We start from the raw sequence: 21,046 nt of genomic DNA, 5'->3' as shown, positions 1-21,046 counted from the left end.
GCGGGGCTTCCGCCCCGACGCCTCTGGGCCGGTCAGGAGGCATCCACGAGCCGCAGGACGAGGGAGACCGCGGAGACGCGGCGCTCCCTCCTGCCCAGCCTCTTTTGATGCTTGCTGACGAAGGTCGGTGTGGCGTTGTCCGGCGCGTTTGCGGGTGTTGTCGAGCCAGGTGCCGAGCTTGACCACCACGGGCCGGTCAGCAACATCCTGACGACCCGACAGCGCATCCGTCGTCTCCAGGTGCTCGGCCTGCTTGCGGGGCACTCGCAGCTGGGATGCGTTTCACCCGTACACGATCAGGAGGAGATATGGCCGAGCGCCAGAACGGCACCGTGAAGTGGTTCAACGACGAGAAGGGCTACGGCTTCATCACTCCGGAGACCGGTCCTGATCTCTTCGTCCACTTCCGTGCGATCGAAGGGAATGGCTTCAAGTCCCTGAGGGAAGGCCAGGCGGTCACCTTCGAGGCGGTCCAGGGGCAGAAGGGTGTGCAGGCCGACAGAATCCAGGCCGCGGGGGAGCAGCCCGCTCGCCCGCGGCTTTCTCAGCGGGGCGGTGAAGTCCCGCGAACCACTGCACCGCCCACGGCTTCCGCCGGCACCTCGCCTGGTGGAAGCCGGAGAACTTCGACGTCAACGCCGATCGTGGGCAAGCTGACCGAGCTCGCCGAGAGCGCGGGCGCCCCCCTCGCACAGCTGGGGCTGGCGTGGCTGCTGGTGAAGAAGGGCTACATCGTCCCCATCCCCGGCTTGCGCAACCCCCACAGTGCCGCCCAGAACATTGCCGCGGCCGACCTCATGCCGACGGGACGCGGGGCTTCAGGGGCCGACGGCGGTGTCTCGTATGCTCGGCCCATGAGAGAGCCTCATCCGGTCGAGCCGTCCGGGACGTTTGTCACCAGGCGCGATGATCGTTGGTACGGGCGGTTCCGGTTGCGTTTTCCTCAAGTGTCGCCGTGGCCCGACCTGCACGCGACGTTTGTTCGAGTACGTCCGGGGTGGCGGTCTTTGGTCGAGGAGACGCTCTCGGTGGTGGCCACCGAGGTGCCCAGGCAGAAGACCTGGCCGGTCCATCTGCTCAACCAGAAGGTCCACGGGCGAGGATGGGAATTCGACCTGGGGCCACCGGAGGCTGACTACCTCTGCCTGGAGCAGCTGTCGGACATCTGCTACATCGACATGCGCAACCTTCACCAGCTCATCGACCTCCTGGCACCGGCCATGGAGGACGCGCACTTCTTCGTCTACTCGATGGGCGACGGCCTCGACCAGTGGGTTGACGAGGTGTGCATCCGTGACGGGCGGAGCAGCTTTGCGCGGTGGGCCCTCGCGAGGGAGGCGTGGGCCGAGTTCCCTGTGCTGTGCGCGGAGCTCGGCGACACTCGCGCCGGGGACGATACCTTTGGTCGGTTCGTCGCGTTGATGAACGATCGGCGAGTCGTTTGATCGGCAGGCGCGAGGCGGCCGCTGGCCGGAGGTGCGGATCTCCAGCCGTGCCGGGCAGAGCTCGGCCGGGTGGTGCGTTCATGCCGCTCTACCTTGCTTCTGGGATCGCCCCAGCCATTCGCAGGGCGCTGCCAAGTTGTTGAGTACGTCGGTATCTGACGGCGCGTTGGGGCATGGTGGGCTTGCGGTCCGGGCCTGTGACCGGCCGAAACGGATCAGTCCTTGCGCCCCGTCGCAGCGACGGTGACTCCCAGGCCGATCATGGCAAGCCCGCCGATCCCGCCCACCAAAGAAAGCCGTTGCGGCGAGCGCGCGAACCAGTCCCGGGCAGTGGCCGCGACCATCCCCCACGCCATGTCGGACGCCACAGCGATGATGTTGAAGACCAGGCCCAACAGCAGCATCTGCACCGCGACGTGCCCCTGACTGCGGTCAACGAACTGCGGCAACACAGCGGCGAAGAACACGATCGTCTTCGGATTGGTCACCCCGACCGCGAACCCCTCCCAAAACGTCCGCAGACCACCCTGCGCGACTCCCACCCCAGTGACCGTCGGCTGCAACGAACGCCGTTCGCGCCATGCCTTGACGCCGAGGAACACCAAGTAGGCGGCACCCACCAGCTTGAGCACCGTGAAGACAAGAACCGAGCGTTCCACCACCGCCCCGACCCCGAATGCCACAGCCACGATCAGGATGTAGGCGCCGACCGTGTTCCCCACAACCGTGGTCAGCGCGGCACGGCGCCCCTGCGCCAACGCTCGCCCGATCACGAACAGCACACTGGGACCGGGAATTACGATCAGCAAGAATGACATGGCCGCGAAGGCGAGCATACGGTCAGTAGACACCATGAAGCTCATGCAAGCACGGGGAGGTACCGCCCATCCAGCCCATTTCCCATCCCAGTCCGAGCACCGGAGGCTGGAACGCGCTACGCGCCGGCTGACCTGGTGGCGAGAGCACGGATCACTGCTCCGAGCTGGGACGGTCTGCGGGTAGCAGGGATCGCGACGGAGCTGGGCTGTCATGCAAAGGCGGTGCGGTGGTGGCTGCACCGTTTCAACGTGCTGGGTGTGGAGGGGGCGGAAGACCGGTCGGCAGCCGGCAGTCCGCGCCGGATCACCGAGGCGGAACTGTCGAGGGTCATCGGGCTGGCCAAGCAGGCCCGGCAGGGGCGTCTGACCAGGCGTGAGGAAGGTGAACTGGCCGCGGAGGATGAATCGGGGGCACCGGGGGGCACTGACGAACTGCAACCGACGTGGTTCCGGCCGATCGCGGGCGGGGCACGGCGGCGAGAATGAGAACCGGCCAGGAACAGGCGGACTTTGACAGGCCGTTGCTACGCGGGCCTGGTCAGGACAGGTTCCCCAACTCGGCCGCCGCTGCCGTCAGATCGGTGCGGACCAGTTCCTCGTGCGGGGCGAGGTCGTTCTGCCGCCCCAGGACGGCGACGGCGGCGAAGACCCGGCCCCCGGGCGTCGCGCACGGGCGCGGCGTACTCGGTGATGCCGTGCTCGAACTCCCCCTGCGCGGTGACCAGACCTCCGGGCGCGTCGCGTGCGTTGGCCCGGTCGACCTCGGCGGCCTCACGTCGCGCCTGTCCGGTGAACGCAGCCGCCGATGTGATGGCGTATCCCCAGGCAGGGCAGCCATGGTCCTGCTGACGGGTGCCGTACGCGGGGTGTGTTCCGCCTGTTCAGGTCAGGCGCTTGAGTACGTCTTCGACGGCGTCGACGAGTGGGTCGCCCTCGGTGCCCGGCCGTCGTATCAACCCGAGTTCGACACCGGGGAGTTGGGGCAGGCCGCGGGCGGTGGTGCCCGGCTCGATGGTGGCCGGGAGGAGGGCGGCGGCGCCGAGGCCGGCGCGGACGGCCGCACGGACGCCGGGCAGGCTGGTGCTCTCGAAGGCGGTGCGCCAGGTGCGTCCCGCGGCTTCGAGGGTGTCGAGGAGGGGTTGGCGCCAGCGGCATGGCTGGGAGAAGAGGACCAGGGGGAGGGGGTCGAGGGTGGTGTCCAGGCCGGGGGCGGCTGCCCAGGTGAGGGGCAGGTGTACGGTCCAGCGGGGTAGTTCGGGCAGGTAGGCGGGGTCGCACAGGGCCAGGTGGATGCGTCCTTGTGCGTATGCCTCGCGGAGCACGGGACCGGGGCCGCTGATCAGCTCCAGGGTCGCTGCGGGATTCATGCGGGTGAAGTCGGCCAGGGCCTGGGGCAGCGGTGCGGCGGTCAGGTCCTCCAGCAGGCCCACGCCGCAGTGGCCCTGGACGGCCGGTGCGGCGGCGGTGCGTGCCTGGGCGGACAGGGCCAGGATGCGTTCGGCGTACGGCAGCAGGGCCTCGCCGGCCTTGGTGAGGGTGACGCCGGTGGCGCCGCGGTGCAGCAGCGGCTGTCCTACGGCGCGTTCCAGCCTGCGCAGCTGCTGGCTGAGTGCAGGCTGGCTGTGCCCCAGCGCGGTGGCGGCGCGGCTGATGCTGCCGGAGCGGGTGCACGTGACGAAGACCCGCAGCTGCGCCATGTCGAGATCCGAAGCCATAACAAGACGTTATGTGGGCACGTCGAGATTTGCCAGTTCCTTAGAGAGCGGTTCGCCCGTAGCGTCGGCCGCATGCACTACCTCCATGTCGATGTCTTCACCGGCCTGCCCTACAGCGGCAACAGCCTCGCCGTGTTCCCGGACGCCGGCAGGCTCAGCGGTGACCAGATGCAGCGGATCACCCACGAGCTGCGCCACTTCGAGTCGATCTTCCTGACCCCGGACGAGACCCCGGAGTCCTCCACCTGGCAGGCGCGGGTCTTCGATCTCTTCGAGGAACTGGACTTCGCCGGGCACCCGGTCATCGGGGCGGCCTGTGTGCTGCACGCCCTGCATGGTGTCGGCGAGCGCGAGACGTGGACTTTGCGGCTGAAGGCCCGCACCGTGGAGGTGAGCACCGAGCAGCGGGGGCCCGGCCGGTACGCGAGCGTGCTGGACCAGGGGCCGGCCTCCTTCCTCGGCCGCCCGGATCCCTCGGACGCGAAGGACCTGGCCGCGTGGTTCGGCCTCGACGCGGCCGACCTCAACCCGGATCTGCCCCCGGAAGTCGTGTCGACCGGGCTGCGCTATCTGGTGCTCCCGGTCCGGCAGGGGGCCCTGGACCGTGCCCGTATCGGCGCGGACATCACCGGGCAACTGGCCGCCCTCGGCGCTCAGTTCGCGTACCTCCTCGATGCCACCGCTCTGGAGGCGCGGCACTGGAACAACGACGGGCTGACCGAGGACGTGGCCACCGGCAGCGGAGCCGGGTGCGCGGCGGCCTACCTGCGCCGGCACGGCCGTATCGGCGACGGCGAAGCCGTGACGCTGCACCAGGGCCGGTTCACCGGACGCCCCAGCGAGATGACGATCAGCGCCCACGGCCACGGGGATGACATCCACTCCGTGCGGGTCGGCGGCGAGGCCGTCCTCGTCGGCGAGGGACGGCTTCAGGTGCTGCCCCGGTGAACGCCACGACCCGGGAGACGGTGCAGGCGATACCGGCGTACGTCGGGCCGGACACTATCCGCGCGCTCGTGGGGTACGAAGACGTCGTCGAGGAAGTGGCGGCAGCGTTCGCCGACTTCAGCCGCGGGCTGGGCGAGGCGCCGGTGGCGGTGTTCGCGCCGGCGGGCCGGGAGGGCGACGTGCACGTGAAGTCGGCCTGGCTGCCCGGCCGTGCGGTGTTCACGGTGAAGGTGGCCACCTGGTTCCTGGAGCGCGCCCGGCAGGGCGGCACGCCGGGAGCCGGTGTCGTCGCCGTGTTCGACGCCCGGACCGGGGACCTGCGGGCCCTGCTGGAGGACGAGCACCACCTGTCCGACATCCGCACCGCGGCCGCCGGCGCGCTGGCCGCGCGCACGCTGGCCCGGCCGGACTCCGCCGTACTCGGCGTGCTGGGCACCGGAGTTCAGGCGTACCTGCAGGTCCTGGCGGCAGCCGATGAACTGCCGATCCGGGAGGTGCGGGTCTGGGGGCGCCGGGAAGCACGCGTGCGTCGCGTGGCCGCCGCGTTGGGAGTCCGCCGCCCCGATCTGTGTGTGACCCCGGTGGGCACCGCCCGGCAGGCGTGCGAGGGCGCCGATGTCCTGGTGACGGCCACCGCCAGCACCGAACCGCTGGTCGACGCCGAGTGGCTGGCCCCGGGCCTGCACATCACCGCCGTAGGAGCCGACGACCCGACCAAGGCCGAACTGTCCCCGGCCTGTATGCACCGTGCCGACCGGATCGTGGTCGACAGCCGTGCCCTCACCGCCGTCCACGGAGACCTCGCCCGGCCCGGGGCCGCCTTCCAGGACCTCACGGAACTCGGCGAGGTGCTCGCCGGGTCCGCGCCGGGCCGCGAACGGGCCGACGAGATCACCGTCTGCAAGCTCATCGGCCTGGGCGTGCAGGACCTCGCGGCGGCCCAGGTCACCCTGGACCGCCTCCGGGGCACGGGCCCGCACCGCAGTCGGCCCCCGGCCTGTGCGACGGACCTGCGCGCGGACACCGGCTCCACCTGGCCGACGGCAAGGAGCTGACCGCACCGTGTCTGCCCGCCCAGACCGCGCACGGGTGGCGACGTCCGCGGATGTCGACGCCATCGTGGACACCCTGACCACGGCGTTCTTCCATGACCCGCTGTGGGGCCCCGCGTTCCCCGACATCGAACACCGCGCCGCACAGGCCGCGCCCATGTGGCGCCTGTACGCGACGTCGGCGCTGCGGTACTCGTGGCTGCTGGTGACGCAGAATGTGGAGGCCGCGGCCGTCTGGATCCCGCCCGGCGGAGACGAGCTGACCCCGCAGGAGGCGGCCGGCCTGAAGAGCCTGCTCGAGCGGGCGGCCGACCCGGCCGTGGCCCGGACGGTCCTGGACAACGCCGACCGGTTCGAGGCGGCCCGGCCCGCCGAACCGCACTTCTACCTCACCCTCCTGGCCACCCACGACCGCCACCGAGGCCACGGTCTCGGCATGCGCCTGCTGGCCGACAGCCTCGAACGCGTCGACGCCCTCGGCGCTCCCGCATACCTGGAGTCGTCCAACCCGTCGAACCTCGCACGGTACGCAAGCGTCGGCTTCAGCGCCCGCGACCGCATCACCACCCCGACCGGCCACGTCGTCACCACCATGTGGCGACCCGGCCGGTGATGCGAAGCCCGAGGTCAGGTTCCCGAACATGACGTCCGAAATCCGCCGGACGGTCGGCGGACGGCCGAAAACAATCCATGCGCATCTGCGTCGAGCACGCCAACGCTGAACACAAGCAGTGGCGAACTCTCCAGCGTTACCTCGGACGCCGCGAGTACTTCGAGGAGACCTACTCGGCAGTCGCCGCCTTGGTCTCCGAGCGCGCCGCCGAGAGGTGAGCACTCATCAGGCAACCCGCCAGGCCAACACGCCCCTACCTCATTCGTACACAAGGCCGTTACGTCACTGCGTGGCGGATGACGGTTGCCGCGCCGCTGCCCACGACCACTACCGCAACCATCCCGCCGACGCCCTACGCGAACTCGGTCTCACCGGATGAGCACGCATCACGCCTGGAAGACAGGATGAGACGAGACCGCGCGAGTCTATCTCTTGGTCACACTCGAAGGCCCGGACATCCGCGGTTACGGGCATTGTTGCGCTGAGCATTGCTGTTCGCGCGCCGCGTTCCAGACAGGACTCGTACCGAAATAGGAGTCGTAGAGTTCCTGGACGTCGAGGAGGCTCTCCGGCGGCACTTTGCCGTAGCGGATGCGCTCAAGGTGGCGGAAGTACTCGAAGCGCTCCACCCCGGGCGTGATGACGACCAGCATGTCCGCAATCTCGCCGGGTGCGGCGGCGAAGGCATGCTGTGTACCGGGCGGCACGACGACAACATCCCCGCGCTCCGCGGTGACCACTTGATCGCCGGACAGTAGCTGGGCGGTGCCGTCGAGGACGTAGAACATCTCGGCGGACTTGCCGTGGTGGTGCGGGCGGGCGCCGTTCGCACCCTTGCCGAGGGTGACACGCATCGTGGAGAGCGCACCGCCCGTGGCGGAGCTGTCGACGAGCAACTGGTTGGTTACGGGGCCGCCCTTTCCTATCAATTCTGCTTCAGCAGAGCGCACAACGACGGTTTCGTCGAAGTCGGGGATGAAAAGAGACATTACTTGCTCCTGCAATATCGATTTCACTGAGAGACAGGAACTACTGAGCTGGCTACGGGGAGAATCTGCAGATCTGGCCGGCCGAGGATGCTGATGTGGAGAGCTCGGAGCGCTGTCGCGCCTGAGGTTGCCTGCCGGCTGCCCGCACTGGCATCGACGGGGCGAATGGCGCGCCCTGATCCGGCGACGCGCCATTGCCAGGGGCCACGCACTGTCAGCCAAGGACCGCCACGGCCTCGATCTCGATCTTCAGCTCAGGGCCGACCAGGCGGTTGACGCCGATATGGCTGCGTGCCGGTCTGTGCTCGCCGAAGAACTCCGCGTAGACCTGGTTGACCTCGTTCTGGGTATCCATGTCTGTGTTGAAAATGGTGACCTTGACGATGTCCTGGACGTCGCCGCCGGCCGCCTTCAACGCGATGAGCAGGTTCTCCAGGCAGGCCCGGGTCTGCGCCGCGATTCCCTCGGGCACTGTGAGCTCGGCCTCGTCATGGGGGTGCTGATGGACGAGCGGGTAGGCGGTGGCGCCCGAGAGCCACACAGTGTCCCCGCGCGTGACGACCGCCGGGGCGAACGGCATGGCGTCTGCCCCGGTGTCCTCGCGCAGCTGCGCGGCCCAGGCCAAGGAATCGGGTGTGATGAATCGCTTCACCGAAGTAGCTCCAGATTTGTATGATGACTGATAAGTGATGGCAGGTGATGAGGATACTGTGAGGCCGGAAGATTGCAACCGGCGAAGGAGTCCCCATGCGCATGATCGGCCGCAGGTCCTCGGTCGACGAGGTCGTAGGCCAGCTCAACGAAGCTCTGACACAAGGCACTTGGGCGATCGGGGACCGGCTGCCGACCGAGCAGCGGCTCACCGAGGAGCTGGGAGTGAGCCGCACCGTGATCCGAGAGGCGGTACGGGCCCTGGTGCACCTGGGCGTACTGGAGACCCGGCAGGGGGCCGGTACCTACGTGGTCTCCACCACCGACCCCGCCCCCATGCTGCGCCGGTTCGGGACCGCCGACGTACGCGAAGTGTTCGAGGTCCAGCTCGGCTTCGACGTTCAGGCGGCCCAGCTCGCCGCCATGCGCCGCACCGATGCCGACCTGCGGCGGCTGCGCGGCTTGCTCGCTGCCCGAAATCACGCCACCGCGCCGGAGGAGTTCGCCCGTGCCGACGCAGACTTCCACCTGGCCGTGGTGGAAGCGGCGGGAAACAGTGTGCTGCTGGAGTGCTACCGCTTCTTCGTCGGCCGACTCCATGACAGCCTGCACGCGCTGCGTAGCCAGGACGTGATCCAGGAGAGCGGCGCCGAACCCCACGACGCACTGCTGGCGGCGATCGAGGCCGGAGATGAAACCGCTGCTGCCGCCGCGGCTGCGGCCGCGATCCGCCCGAGCCTCAATGCGTTCACCGAGCAGGTCCCAGTTCCGTAGCGTCCGGTCTTTGTGGTTTCAGGCGGTGTTCGTGGCTGCCTGGGATCGGTAGTGCCGGGCCTTGAAATCCTCGGGCGGGAGGTGGTCGAGGGCTGAGTGCAGGTGCTCGGGGGTTGTTCCCGCCGCCCACCGGAGGGCGGCACGTCCTACCTGGTCAGCGTCCCGCCAGGGTCCTTGGTGCTCGATCGGCTCAGCCTCGAACGAGCCGTTGAGGGCCTCGGTCATGGCAATGTCGTAACGGCTATTTCCTCCCGAGTGAGGGCGACAGCGACATCGCCTACGCCCTCTTCTCCTTTCCCGGCCTGGCCGCGTACGAGCAGTACCGCACGGACAGCATGACCGACCCGGAATGCCAGGAAGCGTTCGAACTGGCCCGTGACACCCGCTGCATCAAGCGCTACGAGCGCCGCTTCCTCCGGCCGCTCGACGGGGTGTCCTAGTACTCCAGTGCGGTTTTGTGATCTATCCAGAGGGTTCGTCGGCGGTTCGTCGTCGGTAGTGGCCGCGTCGGGCTGTTGCCTGGTGGTGTCTGCGCCAGTTGGACCAGTGCAGCAGTCCGGCCGCGGTCACGGCTGGCGGGTTGAAGACGGTGACGAGTAGGTGGCGGATCTCCGGGACGGTCAGCGTGATCGGATCGCGGCTGCGAACGAAGTGGTCCGTGTCCGTGGGCGGTTTGGGGGTCTCGTCGGCGGCGTAGGCGCGCAGGTCGTCGCGGACCACGTCGGCGTCCCAGCGGACGTAGCGCAGCAGGCGTTGCATCGGCCCCGGCCGGGCATGGCCCGCCTGTTCGGCCAGCTGCCAGCAGTTCTTCCGTTCGACACCCGACAGCAGTCCGAGCAGGTAGGCGCGGGCCGCGGCCCGGGGCTCAACTCGCCCGAACCTGCCAGCGATCCGGGCCATGACCTGGTCGAACATCGCCCGCCAGCGGGCAGGGTCCACGCTATGGCCTGCGGCCACCGCACGATCTTCAGGAGTCCACACAACCCCCGATGATCACGCGGTGGCCGTACCTGTTCCCAGGCGGCTCTGCGACAAGATCACGAAGCCAGACTGGAGTACTAGCTCGGTACGCGGGCCATCGATGTGATGGTCAGCGGTCCCAGCGGGGTCTCGCCGAGCGTGGTGAAGTCGAAGTGGCGGTATAGGGGGATGTTCGCCGGGTCCGCCGTGGTCAGGTGGACTGCTCCCGGCATCGTCGTCAGGACGTGGTCCAGGAGGGTGCGGCCCGCTCCACGGCCGGTGAGGTCCGGGCGGACTCCGACGAACTCCAGGGTCCAGGCCCCCGCAGGGGCCCCGTTCTCGGTGGCGTCCAGATAGCGCAGGGTCCGGCCGAGGGCGTGCGGCCCGCTGCTCAGCAGGGTCCGGGCCGCCCAGAGCGCGCGGGCGCCGGCGGGCGGGGTCGCGCCCGGCGGGGTCAGGACGGCTGCCGCCAGGAGCCGTCCGTCGGCGTCCACCAGAGCCGTACGGCGGGCCCCGGTGAGGCCGGCGTGGGTGCGCAGGGTGGCGCGGAACCAGCGAGCGCGGGCGGAGTGCGCGCCGCCGCAGATCCAGGAGACGGCCGGCTCCCGGGCGAACGCGGCGGCCAGCAGATCGGCGCAGGCGGCCGGGTCGGGGTCGGTGTCGATCCGGCGGGAGGCCGCGGCAGCCAGGTCCTCAGACATCCCGACCCCGCTCCAGGGGCGCCTCGGGCACGAGGTGGCAGACGAGCAGTTTGAGAAAGAACAGTGGTGCAAACCAGGCAAGCGTGGCCGGCACCGGCAGCCAGAACAGGTTGACCAGGACGGCTGCCATCAACACCGCCATCGCCACGGGCCGTCTGAGGTGGACGGGCGCGAACTCCACCGCCACCGCCCCGCCGAGGAGCAGCGCGGCATTCGCCGAGGTCCAGGCGAGGTCGCCGGAGAGGACGTACAGCCCCATCGTGGCGAGGTGGATCAGGTGCGCCGAGACGAACAGCAGCCGGGCGCGCCGCGCCGCCGGGTCGGCCCGGTGGTACCAACGCTTCGCGGCGTTGGTGGCGTTGGTCAGGACCCCGCCGATCAGGTCGAGCCCGGCCAGGGCGACCACGACGAGTTGCCCTGTCGGCCAGTCGCGTGCGGCTCCCGAGCTCCACAGTCCGGCGGCCAGCAGCAGGGCACAGCCGAGGAGGCCAATGGTCTCCACCGCGGACTCGGAGCGGGACTTGCCCGGACCCATGAACCGTTCCAGGCGGCCGGCGAGGCCGGACGGGGTGGCCGGTATCTCCCAGGAGATCCTCAGGTCAGTGCGCATCGTTCGGCTCCTGTCCGGGGGCCGCGGTCGCCGCTGCACCCCACAGGCCGCGCAGGAGGCTCCACAGCTGGGCCGGGGGGTCACCCTCCGGGATGCCTTCGAGGGATCCGCTCGTCATCAGGGCCACGGCCCAGGCGTCCGCAGCCCGGACGACGGCGGCGGTCGCCGACACCATCAGTGCGTGGTCCACATCGGTACGGATCATCCCGAGCCGACGGCCGTCCGTGACCAGGGCGCCGAACCAGTCGAGCCACAGGCTTCCGTCGCTGCGCCCAATGGCAGCGTCGGCGAGGGCCAGGTCCTCGGGGTGGTCCCTCAGGTGGGCGGCGAGGGCGGCGGATCCAGCGGTGAACCGGGCGCCGAAGTCCTCCTCGTCGCGGGCCGGGGCCCAGGGGCCGAGGGCGTCCAGCAGTCGGTCGAGGACTCCGTCGAGGACCGCGGTGAGCAGGTCCTCCCGGCCGTCGAAGTAGTGGTAGGCGGCGGTCTTGGAGACTTCTGCCGCCTCGATGATCTTGTTGTAGGAGGCGCCTTCGGCGCCGTGCTCGGCGAAGTGCCGCCGCGCGACTCCCAGGATGTGCTCCCGGCGTTCGGCGGGCAGGCGGTCGAAACGAGGAAGAGGCATGAACCCATGATACGCACCAGCGGGGTGTACTGCTAGTGCACCCCGCTGGTTTATGGAGGCGGGCCGCAGTTACTGAGGTTGAACTCGTGACATCACTGGGTAACTCGGGTCAGCCTGATGGTCAGGCCGGTCTCGGTGAGGCAGCCCTCTATGAGGTGGCTGCGGTACTGGATGTGCCGGAGGCCGCGTCGGGCGGTCCGGACGAGGTGTTCGGGGTTGCTGAAGGCGACGTTGGAGAGCCAGCCGCGTCGCAGGAGCGACCAGATCCCTTCGACGGGGTTGAGATCGGGTGCGTAGGGCGGCAGGCAGAAGATGGTCAGCCAGTCCCGGGCCCCGGCGAACTCCCGCAGTCCGGCGGCGATCAAGACTGGCGGACCGATCAACCCACCAGCCCAACCCCCAATCCGCCGGCGGCCGGGCCCAGCACCACGTCGTCCTCCCCAGCTGCTCGAATCCTGACTTGGCAGAACACGCGCTGGATCTTTAGGAACAGGCACTGATCTTGACTCTGCCGGGGATCCTGAGGATTCCCGGCGGGGCAGCGTGATCAACGGGCATGCTCGGCTCTGTTCAAAGGCCGATGCAGTTGTCGAGGTGCCCGTTGTCGCTCCGTGCCCGTTCCGGTGAGCAAGTCCCTTCTCTGACCGCGCGGATGGCTCGGGCGAGCAATCCGGGTGGTACGACGGCGATGTGGGTGAGAGACCACCTGGGCGGGCTGTGGCGTGACGAGGACTTCGCCGACTGGTATCCGTGTGATGGCCGTCCGGGTCTCTCGCCCGCTCAGCTGGCCACTGTCTGCGTGCTGCAGTTCCTGCTCGGCCTGTCGGACCGGCAGGCGGCCGAAGCGGTTCGCTGCCGCATCGATTTCAAGTACGCGCTGGCCACGGAACTGGACGATCCCGGCTTCCACCACAGCGTGCTGGGCGACTTCCGTGAGCGTCTCGCCGAGGACGGCCGAGCCGACCGTCTCCTCGACCTCGCGCTCGCGCGCCTGAGGGAGGCCGGTCTCGTCCGCGAGCGCACCACCCAGCGCACGGACTTCCACCCATGTCCTGGCCGCGGTGCGCGACCTGACCCGGCTGGAACTGGTCACCGAGGCCGTCCGCGCCGCGCTGGAAGAGCTGGCCGACGCCGCTCCGCACCTGCTGACCGGCCTGGTCGACGAGGAGTGGGGGCGCCGCTACGGCCGCCCGGTGCGTCTGGGCAAGAACCCTACCCGTCCCAAGACCAGGATCCTCGCCACCGGAGGCGACGCCGTCCGGCTGATCGAGCACCTCGGGCAGCACGGGCCGGAACGCCTGTCCGGGCCCCGCGTCCAGGCCCTGCGGCAGATCATGGTGCAGAACTACTACCGCGACGGGGGCCGGCCGCCTGCGCTGGCGCACCGCGGAGGACGGCGGCCTGCCGCCCTCGGCCGTCGCGGTCGTCTCGCCCTACGACCCGACGGCCCGCTACGCGCGCCGCGGCCATGTCACCCGATGGAAGGGGTTCGTCGCGCATCTCACCGAGACCTGCGATCCCGACGGGGTCAACGTGATCACGGATGTGGCCACCACAGATGTCACTGGCTACGACGCGAAGGCTCTGCCCGGCATCCACACCCGGCTGGGGCGCCGCGGGATGCTGCCCGCCGAGCACTTGGTCGACGGCGGCTACACCTCCCTGGTCCGTCTGGAACAGGCAGCCCGCGAACACCAGGGCACGGTCACCGGACCACTGCGGTCAACACCACCCGCCAGAACCGCAGGAACAACGGCTTCGGCCGCGACGACTTCCAGATCGACTTCGACCGCCGGCAGGTCACCTGCCCGCAGGGCGAGACCAGCGCGGGATGGCACGGCCCCTATCCGACATCCTCGCCCACCGCGGCGCCTCTGATCGTGGCACGATTCACCAAGAGCCAGTGCCGTCCCTGCCCGGTCCGCACCCGCTGCACGACCACCGCCGACAGCGCCCGAAGCGTGGGCTTTTCCCCGCGAGAACTCCGTGACCTGTAACTCCGCGTCCGTGCCGAGCAGCAGACATCCGAATGGCAGGCCCGCTATGCGGTCCGCTCAGGAGTGGAAGGCACCATCAACGAGCTCGCCCACGGACACGGCATGCGCCGCTGCCGCTACCGGGGACAGCGCAAAGCCCACTTACAGCACGAGTTCACGGCCATCGCCGCAAACATCGAGCGCCTCAGCCGAGGCCGCCGACCGGAGAAGCACCTCCGTCCCGGCTGCCGACCGCCTTCCAGAACTACCTGGACCAGCACGAAATCACCCGGCCGAGGTCTTTGCGGTCCGCCAGAGACTGAGCAGACCGCAAAGATCCCCGACAGAGTCAAGCTAAAGGCTGTCCCGTAAAGATCTCCTGGCCTGTCGTGCGCTCTGCTCATGGTTGTGTCGCTTCAGGATCGCCGGGGGAAGTCTGCTCGTCCTGGAGCAAGAGCTGCCTAATCGGGTCGCACCAGTTCGGAGCCGGGCACCACTACCGCCCCACCGTCGCCTCGGCACGCCGAGACCTCGAAGCCAGTGTGTGCGACGGCCACCGACAGGCTGCGGGAGAACGCAGCAGGTTCAGTCGAGCAGGTCGTACTCCCCGGGCGTCCAGTCGGCGAACAGGGTAAGCGCCTTCTCCTTCTCGGCCCGTTCGGGCGCAGTGCCGATGGCCGGCCACCAGTTCTCGACGTGGTGGGCGTCGACGAGGACGGATTCGCGGTACCCGCCGAAGTCGCCGGGGTCTTCGGCAACACCGATGTGAATGGGGGTGTCGTCGGGCAGGTCCTTGAGGGCTTCGCGGAGCTGCGCGGCGTTCCATACCTGCGGGGCGTGGTCAAAGACGTCGGTCATGCGCACAGAGTGCCGGGCCGGGCGGCGTTGCTGATGGAGACACGGCTGTACCCCGGGCCAGAGCGCTGATCCGGGGTACAGGGGGCTGGGGTGAAAAGCTGATCACCGGTGGTGACGCAGGCCCGGCCGGTGGACACCGTACCCGGGGGCCGCGGTCAGCCGGCGTCGGGGAGGGCCCAGCCATCGGGGAGGTTGAACAGGCGCTGAAAATGGCCGTGCCGAAGGCGGAGACCGGACCGGCCGCTGCGCCAACGATCAGTGACGCGGTGTACGCCTACGACGCGGCCGGGCGCCTGGTCGGAGCAACCGATCCCGGTGGTGAGACTGCCCGCTACCGCTACGACGAGGCCAGCAACCGCCTGGGTGCGGACCGCTTCGCTTCCAGCACGCTGTCCGTGCTGTCAGTGGTGCGGGCTGTGGCCGGGGCGAAGGTGACGCTGTCGGGCACAGGCCCGCGCTCGATCGCGTGAAACCCCGCGGCCGCGACTTCAAGGCATGCGCCGGTCTCCAGCACCTTCGCAGCTGCCCGCGTGTCGGGGCGGTCGTGACCGAGCACCCGCCGGCAGTCGGCAACCAACCGCTCCAGGAGCTCGACCGCTTCGCCGGCTCGGTCATGCACACCGACCATGGGGCCCAATACACGAGCCGAGCCTTCGCCGACGCCTGCCGCAGAGCCGGCGTCCGCCAGTCCATGAGCGCGATTGGCTCCAGCGCGGACAACGCGCTCGCCGAGTCGTTCAACGCGACGTTCAAACGCGAGACGCTCCAGGGCCGAAAGCACTGGTCCAACGAGCGCGAGGCCCGCCTCGACGCGTTCCGCTGGCTGAACCGCTACACCACCCGCCGCCGTCACTCCCGCCTCGGGCAGCGCAGCCCGATCGCCTACGAGACAGCGTCCCGAACAACTTCAACTGCGCTGGCACCAGCCGCATAACCCGTGTCCAGGAATCAGGGTCAAGACCCGGGCACCTCGGCAGCTGCATCGATCGGCAGAACTACCCGAGCATGCCCGTTGATCATGCTGCCGCACCGGGAAACTCCAAGATCCCCGACAGAGCCAAGTCAGTTGTTGCTGGCCATGACGTTGTTGACGCATTCTCGCCGGTTGCAAAATATGTAGACTGGTCTATCGTGGGGCTATGGCATCCAAAGGAGACCTGACAAAGGCCCGGCTCGCAGAGTCCATGCTCGAGCTCATCCAGACCAGCGGCTACAGCGGCACGGGCCTGAACGCTGTGATCGAACACGCCGCAGCACCAAAGGGTTCGATCTACTTCCACTTCCCCGACGGGAAGGAGGGCCTGGGCGTCGCAGCGGTCGAACTCGCCGGGAAGCAGTTCGAGACGCTGATCGCAGAGGCCGCAGTTTCCGCGGGCGGTGCGGCCGAGGCTGCCCGCGCCGCGATTGAGGCCCTGACGACCATCGTCAGCGAGAGCAACTTCCGGCTGGGTTGCCCGGTCTCCGTCGTCACCCTGGAGATGGGCGCGGGGAGCGAGCGACTGCGGCAGGCGTGCGCCACTGCTTTCGAGTCGTGGATCGCGCCGACGGCCGCGTTGCTCGAGGCCAGCGGCGTTGACGCCGGGGAGGCGCGGTCTCTGGCGACCGTTGTCGTGTCGACGATCGAGGGGGCGGTCATCGTCTCTCGTGCCATGCAGAGCACCCAACCGCTCATTGCGGCCGCTGACGTCGTGGCGGAGCTCGTCAACCAGCGCTGCCAGACCATTGGGAGCACGCGATGACGCCATACGAAGACTCCCGCCACGCCCTGGTCTTCGGGGCCTCGGGACTGGTCGGTCGGCACCTCGTCCTGGCCCTTGCCGAGGCTGGTGCGAACGTCACGGCGGCAGTTCGGACCGCCCAGTCCGCAGCGCGTGTCGAGCGATGGGTCAGGGAGCATGGCCTGACACGGAGCATCAGCACGACGATCGTCGACTTCGATGCTCCTGAGATCGTCGCGGGCGGCCCATCGGCGTTCCCGTTCATCACCGAGATCCACAACTGCGCCGGGTCCTACCGGTTCGGGATGACCGCCCAGGAGGCACGCAGCGCGAACGTCGGCATCGTCGAGAAGTTGCTCGACTTCGCCAAGGACCTCCCCAACCTGCAGCGCGTCGTCCACGTGTCGGGCTACCGCGTCGGCGGACAGGACCCCACAACCGTTCCGTGGTCAGACGACCACCGCACCGCGGTCTATAAGGAACTCGGCGCCTACGAAGCGTCAAAGGTGGAATCCGACGCCATCTTCCAGGCCCGAGCCCTGGAGCGCGGAGTCCCCTGGACCATCGTCAATCCGTCCAGTGTGATCGGCGATAGCGTGACCGGGGAGTCCGACCAGCACATCGGGCTGGCCACCACCATCGAGCAGATCTGGGACGGCACGGCAGCGGCGTTGCCCGGCAACGAATCGACGTTCCTCCCGGTCGTCACGGTCGACTATCTGGCGGCGTTCATGGCGGCAGCAGCGGTCGATCCGGCTGCTGCGGGCATGGCCTACTGGGTTCTCGACGACGCCACCCCGCCTCTGGCTGACCTGCTCACGCACGTCGGCCGGCATCTCGGCGCGAAGGTCCCCCGGGTAAGGATGCCGATCGGTATCATCAAGCGGCTCCCGCAGCGGATCACCAAGGCGGATCCCGAGACGCTCACCTTCATGTCCGCCGACCGCTATCCGACACAGTCCGCCATCGAGTTCGCCGACAGACACGGGATCCAGACGCCCGACGTGCTGGTGTCCCTCGAACGGTGGGCCGACCACCTGGCCGCGCATCGGTTTGGTGCCGTCACGACCGACGGCCGTCGATTCGTCGACGCTGGCGGTCTGAGGACATTCGAGCTCGGCGTACCCGGATCCGGCCGGGTGATCCTTCCCGGCTTGCCAGTCAACGCAGACACGTGGGCCGAAGTGACGTCGGGCATCGGCGCGCGAGTCGTCGACCTGCCCGGACTCGGCCTCAGCGGCGGAACAGGCGTTCAGGACTGGGAACAGTGGCTGTCCGCTGTGCTGGGTGGGGAACCTGCTGACCTCATCGGCCATTCCATCGGTGCGGCTGCGGCAGTAGTCGCGGCTGACCGGTTCCCGGCGCAGGTCAAGTCCCTCACGTTGATCGCACCGTTCTTCCTCCAAGCCCCGATGGGCGCCTCGACCAGACTGCGGCCGCTCGTATGCACCTACTTGCGACACACCGAACCGGCACGGCTGTCACGCAAACTGACCAGATCAGAAGCGAGCGCGGCTGCTCTCGAATCCAGTGTCAGCGACCTCAAGCGAAGCAGCGCTAGGAGGGTGGCCGAGCATCTCGCCCTTGCGGGATCGAAGCAGTGGCGTGCCGAACTCCAGGAAGCGCTTGGGCGATTCGGCGGCCCGGTCCGCATCATCACGGGAAGCGACGACCCAATCGCCCCAGGCGCGGTTGAGCAGCTCGAGTCACTTCCCAACGTTGAGCTGATCTCGGTGCGGGGTGCCGGGCACCATCCGCAGCTGACCCATAGCGATGCTCTCGTCGATCTGCTCAAGGGACGGTCGCGTGACAAAAACGCCCGAGGTTTCAGCCGCTGACAGGGATACGGGCATCCGCGCCCGCATCGACAAGGCAGTCCTGGATGCGACTGCCGACCTGGTGTCGGCGTACGGACTTTTCTGGCCCTGGCAAGATTTTCGTTTGCGCCGTGAGGCGCTGTTGGTTCGAGTGGAGGTGGAAGACCTGCGCCAACCCGCTGTCGCAGCAGTCGGGTTGAAGCTGAGAGCAGCCTGATCCGGGTGATGCCGGGGAGGGCGAGAGCGGCCCTGACAAAGCCGGGGCGTGTCCAGTACTGCCAGATGGGGCGGGTCCACCGGTGAGGCTGGCGGCGCTGCGCCAGCCTTTGAACCGCCTTTTCCTGTCAGGCTGCTCCGAGTTCATGCTCGGCCCGCTGCCGCAGCTGCTTTTTGTCCGGCTTACCGGCATCGGTCAGGGGCAGTGCGTCGATGAAGTTGATGGCAGCCGGTTCGTACATAGCGCCACGTTCGTCGCGGACCAGGTCACGCAGCTGCTGTTCATCGATTCCGCTGCCGGGAACCGGGACGACGACGGCGTGTACCCGCTCCATACGATCACCATCACGGACACCGAAGACGGCGCTCTGAAGGACGTACGGGTGGGAGTTGAGCGTGTCCTCCAGCTCGGTGGTGTACACATGGCCGCCGACCACAATGATCATGTCCTTGAGCCGGTCGATGACCGTCAAGTAGCCTTCATCTTCGAGGAATCCGATGTCGCTGGTGTGCAGCCAGCCGTCCCGAAGCACCTCGGCGGTCAGTTCGGGCTGCTTCCAGTACTCCTTCATGAGCGTGGCGGAGCGAACGCAGATCTCGCCGTGCTCGCCCGTTGGCAGGTCACATCCGGCCTCGTCACGGATCACCACCTCAACCCCAGGCAGCACTCTTCCCGCCGAGCGCAGCCGGTCCGGCCGCCCCGGATCGTGGTCCTCGGGCAACAGCGCACTGATTCCGCCCGTCTCGTTCTGGCCGTAGAACTGGAGCAGCACAGGGCCGAAGCGCCGTATGGCATCGGCTATGCGGGCGGGCGAGGACTGGCAGCCCCCGTAGGCGATGTTGCGCAGTGTGGAGGTGTCACGGACGTCCGAATCCGGGTGGTCCATCAGCTGGTAGAGCAAGGGCGGTAGGAGGAAGAGGTGACTGATGCGCTGTTGTTCGATGGCGCGGAGAACGTCGGCAGGATCGAATTCGTCGAGCAGCACGACGCGGCCGCCGGCCCGGAGAACGGCGTCAGTGATCATTCCGGCGGCGTGGGCGAGGGTGGTGGACACCAGCAGTCGGGGCGGCTCCTCTGCGGGGTCGGCCGTGAACGGTCGCACCTGCTCATAAGTGGTACAGATGCCTTTGGGGTGGCCGGTGGTGCCGCCCGTGTGACGAATGGTGCACACATCGCGCGGCCGCGCCCGGCTCTGCAGCGGCTGGGGGGAGTGCTCGGCCGCCAGCTCCAGCAGGTCCGCTCCCACCTTCGTGGGGCCGAGCACGAGAACGGTCGACACCGGGGTCGACTCGGTTATCTCCGTGGCCCGTTGCAGGTATCGGGGATCGACGATCAGGGTACGGGTCTCGACATCGCGGACGATGGCGGCCTGGGACTCGGCTGAGAGCTTGCTGTAAAGGTGATTGACCCGGCAGCCGATCAGGTTGGCTGCATAGCGCGCCGCGATCGTTTCCGGCAGGTTGCCGCACAGCAGGGTGACGGTGTCTGCGCGGTCGATGCCCTGGGCGCGCAGCGCTCGTGCCATCCGGTAGACGAGATCGCGGAACTCACCTGCGGTGACCCGGCGCTCCTGGTGTAAGAGGATTGCGCGCCCCGCGTCGCTCGCTAACGCGTCGAGGTTCTCCTCGACGTACGTACGGAAGGTCTGGGTAGTTGTTGACATGTTCAATTCCTCCTGGCAGGCGACACGTAGTCCAGCGAGCCGCCTCAGAGCCACTTTTAGTTGCCGGAGGCAACCAAAAGTAGAATAGCTTTTTCTGATCGACATCTCCAAGTGAGGCTCGGCGACCGGGTATCAACCGTCTGATTGTCGACGGCGGCGCAATTCGGTTGAAGCGCATGAACTGGGCATTTCGCAGCCCTGGTAGTGCTTGGTCATGTTGGTGCGGGGTCTGGCATGCCGCGGTGACAGGTGGGGCAGGCGCCGGTCCAGGCCGCGATGAGTATGTGCAGCTCGCGGACGACTCGGCAGAGGCTCAGGCCGGCGCCGTCTCTTTTGGGGATCGGGTCAGTCGCTGAAGGGAGCAGAAGGCGTGGGCGACCGAGACGAGGGTGACGTGATGGTGCCGGCCTGGCCGGGTTCGGCCTTCGAAGTGGGCCAGGCCCAGGGCCTGTTTCATCTCGCGGTAGTCGTTCTCGATGCGCCGGCGGAGTTTCGCGGTGCGCACGAGGACGGGCAACGGGGTGGTCTCGGGCAGGTTGGAGAGCCAGAACTGCACGGGCTCGTCCTGGTCGGCGGGCCATTCGGCCAGCAGCCGGCGGACTGGAAGCCCGGTGCCGGCCGTGGCCTTGCGGATCTCGCGTCCGGCGGGCCGGATCCGCAGGGCCACGAAGCGCGAGTACATGCGCTTGTGCCCGCTGCGGCCGCTGCCCGGCCGTGATCCCTCCCTCCACTGCACCGGCCGCGCGGAGTTCTTATCGGCCGCGATGACCAGGCTCTTCCCCCGCTGGGCCGGCTCGGGGTAGACAGGTACCGGCCGTCTGCCCAGGCCGGTGTGGGCCGGGGTGCACGGCTGTGCGTCCTCGGGTTGCGCCGTGGTCGTGGTCGAGATGCCCACCACG

At 68.5% G+C, this 21,046-nt stretch carries 22 protein-coding genes and 6 pseudogenes; 15 read left to right on the top strand and 13 right to left on the bottom strand.

Annotation, left to right across the window (positions count from 1 at the left end):
* Window positions 1-308 precede the first annotated feature (308 nt).
* Window positions 309-518, top strand: a pseudogene (locus ACWCXX_RS33350) (cold-shock protein); the annotation flags it as partial.
* A complete protein-coding gene (locus ACWCXX_RS33345) occupies window positions 504-1,445 on the top strand; it encodes an aldo/keto reductase (protein WP_451133879.1) in 942 nt (313 codons plus the stop codon). The pseudogene ACWCXX_RS33350 and the gene ACWCXX_RS33345, both read left to right, overlap by 15 nt.
* 215 nt (window positions 1,446-1,660) lie before the next feature.
* On the opposite strand, the gene ACWCXX_RS33340 is transcribed toward ACWCXX_RS33345, so the two are convergent.
* A complete protein-coding gene (locus ACWCXX_RS33340; protein ID WP_451133844.1) occupies window positions 1,661-2,308 on the bottom strand; it encodes a LysE family translocator in 648 nt (215 codons plus the stop codon).
* 90 nt (window positions 2,309-2,398) lie between these two features.
* Here ACWCXX_RS33340 and ACWCXX_RS33335 point away from each other — a divergent pair, with 90 nt between their 5' ends.
* Window positions 2,399-2,749 (top strand): helix-turn-helix domain-containing protein, encoded by a 351-nt coding sequence (locus ACWCXX_RS33335; RefSeq protein ID WP_451133842.1) that lies wholly within the window; start codon window positions 2,399-2,401, stop codon window positions 2,747-2,749.
* Between the two features lie 395 nt (window positions 2,750-3,144).
* Here the strand turns inward: ACWCXX_RS33335 and ACWCXX_RS33330 are convergent, their stop codons facing one another.
* Window positions 3,145-3,978: a LysR family transcriptional regulator gene (locus tag ACWCXX_RS33330; RefSeq protein ID WP_451133840.1), complete on the bottom strand. Its 834-nt coding sequence runs from the start codon at window positions 3,976-3,978 to the stop codon at window positions 3,145-3,147.
* Window positions 3,979-4,050: 72 nt separating this feature from the next.
* Between ACWCXX_RS33330 and ACWCXX_RS33325 the strand changes: the two genes are divergently transcribed.
* Genes ACWCXX_RS33325 through ACWCXX_RS33315 form a run of 3 tightly spaced genes read left to right on the top strand, consistent with a single transcriptional unit; the run spans window position 4,051 to window position 6,591 of the window.
* Entirely contained in the window at window positions 4,051-4,926 is an 876-nt protein-coding gene (locus tag ACWCXX_RS33325; protein ID WP_451133838.1) for a PhzF family phenazine biosynthesis protein, read from the top strand.
* The gene (locus ACWCXX_RS33320; protein ID WP_451133836.1) at window positions 4,923-5,981 is read left to right on the top strand and encodes an ornithine cyclodeaminase family protein; all 1,059 of its coding nucleotides are present in this window, start codon (window positions 4,923-4,925) and stop codon (window positions 5,979-5,981) included. The genes ACWCXX_RS33325 and ACWCXX_RS33320 overlap by 4 nt, the downstream gene beginning before the upstream one ends.
* A 7-nt stretch (window positions 5,982-5,988) precedes the next feature.
* A complete protein-coding gene (locus ACWCXX_RS33315; RefSeq protein ID WP_451133834.1) occupies window positions 5,989-6,591 on the top strand; it encodes a GNAT family N-acetyltransferase in 603 nt (200 codons plus the stop codon).
* A 464-nt stretch (window positions 6,592-7,055) separates the two neighbouring features.
* Here ACWCXX_RS33315 and ACWCXX_RS33310 read toward each other — a convergent pair whose 3' ends face one another.
* Together ACWCXX_RS33310 and ACWCXX_RS33305 are read right to left on the bottom strand one after the other, a co-directional pair.
* Window positions 7,056-7,580 (bottom strand): cupin domain-containing protein, encoded by a 525-nt coding sequence (locus tag ACWCXX_RS33310; protein ID WP_451133832.1) that lies wholly within the window; start codon window positions 7,578-7,580, stop codon window positions 7,056-7,058.
* 214 nt (window positions 7,581-7,794) lie between these two features.
* Complete coding sequence (locus tag ACWCXX_RS33305) at window positions 7,795-8,232, bottom strand: RidA family protein (protein ID WP_451133830.1); 438 nt, start codon at window positions 8,230-8,232, stop codon at window positions 7,795-7,797.
* Window positions 8,233-8,327: 95 nt separating this feature from the next.
* Here ACWCXX_RS33305 and ACWCXX_RS33300 point away from each other — a divergent pair, with 95 nt between their 5' ends.
* Complete coding sequence (locus tag ACWCXX_RS33300) at window positions 8,328-9,005, top strand: FadR/GntR family transcriptional regulator (RefSeq protein ID WP_451133828.1); 678 nt, start codon at window positions 8,328-8,330, stop codon at window positions 9,003-9,005.
* 18 nt (window positions 9,006-9,023) lie between these two features.
* Here ACWCXX_RS33300 and ACWCXX_RS33295 read toward each other — a convergent pair whose 3' ends face one another.
* Window positions 9,024-9,230: a hypothetical protein gene (locus ACWCXX_RS33295; RefSeq protein ID WP_451133826.1), complete on the bottom strand. Its 207-nt coding sequence runs from the start codon at window positions 9,228-9,230 to the stop codon at window positions 9,024-9,026.
* An 11-nt stretch (window positions 9,231-9,241) separates the two neighbouring features.
* On the opposite strand from ACWCXX_RS33295, the pseudogene ACWCXX_RS33290 reads away from it, so the two are divergent.
* Window positions 9,242-9,445: pseudogene (locus ACWCXX_RS33290) on the top strand (NIPSNAP family protein); the annotation flags it as partial.
* A gap of 244 nt (window positions 9,446-9,689) precedes the next feature.
* Here ACWCXX_RS33290 and ACWCXX_RS33285 read toward each other — a convergent pair.
* From ACWCXX_RS33285 to ACWCXX_RS33265, 5 genes and pseudogenes are all read right to left on the bottom strand, one after another.
* Window positions 9,690-9,905, bottom strand: a pseudogene (locus ACWCXX_RS33285) (IS701 family transposase); the annotation flags it as partial.
* A 158-nt stretch (window positions 9,906-10,063) separates the two neighbouring features.
* On the bottom strand, window positions 10,064-10,666 hold the full coding sequence (locus ACWCXX_RS33280) for a GNAT family N-acetyltransferase (RefSeq protein WP_451133824.1): 603 nt from the start codon (window positions 10,664-10,666) through the stop codon (window positions 10,064-10,066).
* On the bottom strand, window positions 10,659-11,276 hold the full coding sequence (locus ACWCXX_RS33275; protein WP_451133822.1) for a hypothetical protein: 618 nt from the start codon (window positions 11,274-11,276) through the stop codon (window positions 10,659-10,661). Before ACWCXX_RS33275 ends, ACWCXX_RS33280 begins: the two co-directional genes overlap by 8 nt.
* On the bottom strand, window positions 11,266-11,898 hold the full coding sequence (locus ACWCXX_RS33270; protein WP_451133820.1) for a TetR/AcrR family transcriptional regulator: 633 nt from the start codon (window positions 11,896-11,898) through the stop codon (window positions 11,266-11,268). The genes ACWCXX_RS33275 and ACWCXX_RS33270 overlap by 11 nt, the downstream gene beginning before the upstream one ends.
* 92 nt (window positions 11,899-11,990) lie before the next feature.
* Window positions 11,991-12,257 (bottom strand): annotated as a pseudogene (locus ACWCXX_RS33265) (transposase); the annotation flags it as partial.
* Between the two features lie 197 nt (window positions 12,258-12,454).
* Here ACWCXX_RS33265 and ACWCXX_RS33260 point away from each other — a divergent pair.
* Both ACWCXX_RS33260 and ACWCXX_RS33255 read left to right on the top strand, forming a co-directional pair.
* Window positions 12,455-13,435, top strand: coding sequence for a transposase (locus ACWCXX_RS33260; protein WP_451133818.1), 981 nt, complete (start codon window positions 12,455-12,457; stop codon window positions 13,433-13,435).
* A gap of 523 nt (window positions 13,436-13,958) precedes the next feature.
* Window positions 13,959-14,246 carry a transposase gene (locus tag ACWCXX_RS33255; protein WP_451133816.1) on the top strand — a complete coding sequence of 96 codons (288 nt, stop codon included), beginning with the start codon at window positions 13,959-13,961 and terminating at the stop codon, window positions 14,244-14,246.
* Window positions 14,247-14,459: 213 nt separating this feature from the next.
* On the opposite strand, the gene ACWCXX_RS33250 is transcribed toward ACWCXX_RS33255, so the two are convergent.
* Window positions 14,460-14,732, bottom strand: coding sequence for a DUF6225 family protein (locus tag ACWCXX_RS33250; RefSeq protein WP_451133814.1), 273 nt, complete (start codon window positions 14,730-14,732; stop codon window positions 14,460-14,462).
* Window positions 14,733-14,941: 209 nt separating this feature from the next.
* On the opposite strand from ACWCXX_RS33250, the gene ACWCXX_RS33245 reads away from it, so the two are divergent.
* The 5 genes and pseudogenes from ACWCXX_RS33245 (at window position 14,942) to ACWCXX_RS33225 (ending at window position 18,484) form a co-directional block, all read left to right on the top strand.
* Window positions 14,942-15,202: an RHS repeat domain-containing protein gene (locus ACWCXX_RS33245; protein WP_451133812.1), complete on the top strand. Its 261-nt coding sequence runs from the start codon at window positions 14,942-14,944 to the stop codon at window positions 15,200-15,202.
* 134 nt (window positions 15,203-15,336) lie between these two features.
* Window positions 15,337-15,666: pseudogene (locus tag ACWCXX_RS33240) on the top strand (transposase); the annotation flags it as partial.
* Window positions 15,667-15,871: 205 nt separating this feature from the next.
* A complete protein-coding gene (locus ACWCXX_RS33235; protein ID WP_451133808.1) occupies window positions 15,872-16,471 on the top strand; it encodes a TetR/AcrR family transcriptional regulator in 600 nt (199 codons plus the stop codon).
* On the top strand, window positions 16,468-18,288 hold the full coding sequence (locus ACWCXX_RS33230) for an alpha/beta fold hydrolase (RefSeq protein ID WP_451133806.1): 1,821 nt from the start codon (window positions 16,468-16,470) through the stop codon (window positions 18,286-18,288). Before ACWCXX_RS33235 ends, ACWCXX_RS33230 begins: the two co-directional genes overlap by 4 nt.
* Window positions 18,257-18,484, top strand: coding sequence for a hypothetical protein (locus ACWCXX_RS33225; RefSeq protein WP_451133804.1), 228 nt, complete (start codon window positions 18,257-18,259; stop codon window positions 18,482-18,484). Before ACWCXX_RS33230 ends, ACWCXX_RS33225 begins: the two co-directional genes overlap by 32 nt.
* A gap of 127 nt (window positions 18,485-18,611) precedes the next feature.
* Here ACWCXX_RS33225 and ACWCXX_RS33220 read toward each other — a convergent pair whose 3' ends face one another.
* Both ACWCXX_RS33220 and ACWCXX_RS33215 read right to left on the bottom strand, forming a co-directional pair.
* A complete protein-coding gene (locus ACWCXX_RS33220) occupies window positions 18,612-20,147 on the bottom strand; it encodes an AMP-binding protein (protein ID WP_451133877.1) in 1,536 nt (511 codons plus the stop codon).
* A 313-nt stretch (window positions 20,148-20,460) separates the two neighbouring features.
* Window positions 20,461-21,046, bottom strand: a pseudogene (locus ACWCXX_RS33215) (IS701 family transposase); the annotation flags it as partial.

It is taken from the genome of Streptomyces sp. NPDC001732 (genome assembly GCF_053596315.1).
Note: the sequence above shows the minus strand (reverse complement) of the source record. Positions and strands in the feature narration are given on the sequence as shown.